Annotated in this window: 3 protein-coding genes; 2 read left to right on the top strand and 1 reads right to left on the bottom strand. The window is 73.5% G+C overall.

Features of this window, described 5'->3' with window-relative positions:
- Positions 1–447, bottom strand: a 447-nt coding sequence (locus tag ACWGDE_RS37805; RefSeq protein WP_453393615.1) for a TVP38/TMEM64 family protein, incomplete at its 3' end; no start/stop codon positions are given.
- 49 nt (positions 448–496) lie between these two features.
- Between ACWGDE_RS37805 and ACWGDE_RS37810 the strand changes: the two genes are divergently transcribed.
- Positions 497–1,213, top strand: a complete 717-nt coding sequence (locus ACWGDE_RS37810) for a DNA alkylation repair protein (RefSeq protein ID WP_453393616.1) — start codon at positions 497–499, stop codon at positions 1,211–1,213.
- A 328-nt stretch (positions 1,214–1,541) separates the two neighbouring features.
- A complete protein-coding gene (gene tuf / locus ACWGDE_RS37815) occupies positions 1,542–2,720 on the top strand; it encodes an elongation factor Tu (protein WP_453393617.1) in 1,179 nt (392 codons plus the stop codon).
- Positions 2,721–2,958: the final 238 nt, after the last annotated feature.

Below are 2,958 nucleotides of genomic sequence, written 5' to 3' on the forward strand. Positions count from 1 at the left end.
GGCGTTGTTGGCCACCGCGATGGGCAGGCCCGGGAAGATCGGGACCGCCAGTATCGTGCGGAAGCCGTGCCGGGCCAGCTGGTCGTCCGCGGACTGCAGCCAGCGGCCGCGGATCAGCGGCCGCAGGGCGTCGCGGCCCATCATCCGGCCGAGCCCGAAGGAGATGCCGGCGCCGACCACCGAGCCGGCGACCGCCGCGAGCAGGCCGAACTGGGACCCGAAGAGGGCCCCGGACGCCAGGTTCAGCAAGGGGCGCGGCACCAGGGCGGCCGTGCCCACCCCGTACGCCGCGGCGAAGAGCAGCACCGCCGCGCCCACCGGGAGCCCCGGGGGCCAGCCCTCCGACAGCAGGCGCTGGGGCTCGTACAGCACGACGCAGACGCCGGCCGCCAGGAGCAGCACGACGAGCAGCGAGAGCCGGGTCCACGGCGCGAGGAGGAGGGACATTCCGGGAGACTAACCGACCCCTATGACCCGGCGCCGTAATCTGGGCCTCATGCAGCCGAACGACCAGCGGCGTCCGTCCGTTCCGCACAGCCCCCTCGCGGAGCTGCTCACGGACCGCCTCACCCGGTCCTTCGGCGCCGCCGCGGACGCGGAGCAGGCCGCGCACATGGCCGCGTACATGAAGGACGTCGCACCCTTCCTCGGCATCCGGACCCCGCTGCGGCGCGAGCTGTCGAGGGCCGTGACCAAGAACACCCCGAAACCGGACGAGGCGGACTGCGTCGCACTCGCCCTGCGCTGCTGGGAGCTACCGGAGCGCGAGTACCACTACTTCGCCGCCGACTACCTGCGCCGGCACGTCGGGCGCTGCTCCTCCGGCCTCCTCCCGGTAGTCCGGCACCTGATCACCACCGTCCCCTGGTGGGACACCGTCGACACGCTCGCCGCGCACACGGTGGGCCCGCTGGTGGCGGCCGACCCGGCGCTCGGGGCCGTCATGGACGAGTGGATCGGGGACGAGGACCTGTGGGTGGCGCGCACCGCGCTCCTGCACCAGCTCGCCTTCAAGTCCGCCACCGACGCCGAACGGCTCTTCGCGTACTGCCGCCGGCAGTCCCGGCACCCCGACTTCTTCATCCGCAAGGCCATCGGCTGGTCCCTGCGCGAGTACGCCAGGACGGACCCCGAGGCGGTACGCGCCTTCGTCACGGCCGAACGGGAGTGCCTGTCACCGCTCTCGGTGCGCGAGGCGCTCAAGCACCTTTAGGCCTTGGGTGGTTGGGGGTGAGGGCCCGGCGGCCCTGGAGTCCGGAGGTCCTCCGGCCCCGCGAATAATCATTCGACCGGCCGCGACCGGTGAGGCAGGATCGGCCACATGTCCAGGCACGCCTTCCCCGCAGCGCCGTCCGCAGTCGCGGACGCGCCGAAGGCTGCCCTCCCCGCGGAGTTCGCCGCAGGCGCACCCGCAGGCGCACCCGCATTCGGCGGCGCACGAAGCTGACCCTTCCCGGATCGTCCGGCGGACCCCACAGGGGGAGGGTCGGTTCGCTCCGGGGGTCCCGTATTTCCAGCTTCGGATCACACGGGAAGACATCATGGCCAAGACGGCCTTCGTGCGCACCAAGCCGCACCTGAACATCGGCACCATGGGTCACGTCGACCACGGCAAGACGACGCTGACCGCCGCCATCACCAAGGTCCTCGCCGAGCGCGGCGGCGCCTCCTTCGTGCCCTTCGACCGCATCGACCGGGCCCCGGAGGAGGCCCGGCGCGGCATCACCATCAACCTCACGCACGTCGAGTACGAGACCGACACCCGGCACTACGCGCACGTCGACATGCCGGGCCACGCGGACTACGTGAAGAACATGGTCACCGGCGCGGCCCAGCTCGACGGGGCGATCCTCGTCGTCTCGGCCCTCGACGGGGTCATGCCACAAACCGCCGAGCACGTGCTCCTCGCCCGGCAGGTCGGCGTCGACCACATCGTGGTCGCGCTGAACAAGGCCGACGCCGGGGACCCGGAGCTCACCGACCTGGTCGAGCTGGAGGTGCGCGAACTGCTCACCGCCAACGGCTACGGCGGGGACACCGCCCCGGTCGTACGGGTCTCCGGGCTCGGGGCGCTGGAGGGCGACCCGCGCTGGACCTCGGCGATCCTGGCGCTGCTCGACGCCGTGGACACGTACGTGCCCATGCCCGTGCGGTACACGGACGCGCCGTTCCTGATGCCGGTGGAGAACGTGCTCACCATCACCGGGCGCGGAACCGTCGTCACCGGCGCCGTCGAGCGCGGCACCGTCCGCACGGGGGACCGCGTCGGCCTGCTCGGCGGCGACGGCGAGCCCGTGGAGTCCGTGGTCACCGGGCTGGAGACCTTCGGGAAGCCGATGGAGTCCGCCGAGGCCGGGGACAACGTCGCGCTGCTGCTGCGCGGGGTGCCGCGCGACGCGGTGCGCCGCGGGCACGTGGTGGCGGCACCGGGAAGCGTCGTGCCCAGCAGGCGCTTCACGGCGCGGGTGTACGTCCTGTCCGCCCGGGAGGGCGGCCGCAGCACGGCGGTGGCCTCCGGCTACCGGCCGCAGTTCTACATCCGCACCGCCGACGTGGTGGGCGACGTCGACCTGGGCGAGGCGGGCGTGGCCCGGCCGGGGGACACGGTCACGATGACCGTCGAGCTCGGGCGGGACGTCCCGCTCGAGAGCGGGCTCGGCTTCGCGATCCGCGAGGGCGGCCGCACCGTCGGAGCGGGGACGGTCACCGAGGTCGGCTAGCCGGCGGGCGGTGCCCGCCGTGGTGGCGGCAGTCCGGTTGCGCCAGACTGCCGTCACCACTGGTGCGTACGGAGGGGCGGGCGGCTCATGGGCGGCGAGGGCGAAGGCAAGGACGAGGGCGCGGGCGGGCGCGGAGGAACGGGCAGGCGCGAGGGCGACGGCGAGGCCGGCGGCAAGGGCACGGCGCTGGTGCTCGGCGGCGGCGGGCTGACCGGCATCGGCTGGGAGGCCGGAATCC

The sequence above is a fragment of the Streptomyces sp. NPDC054956 genome (assembly GCF_053609185.1).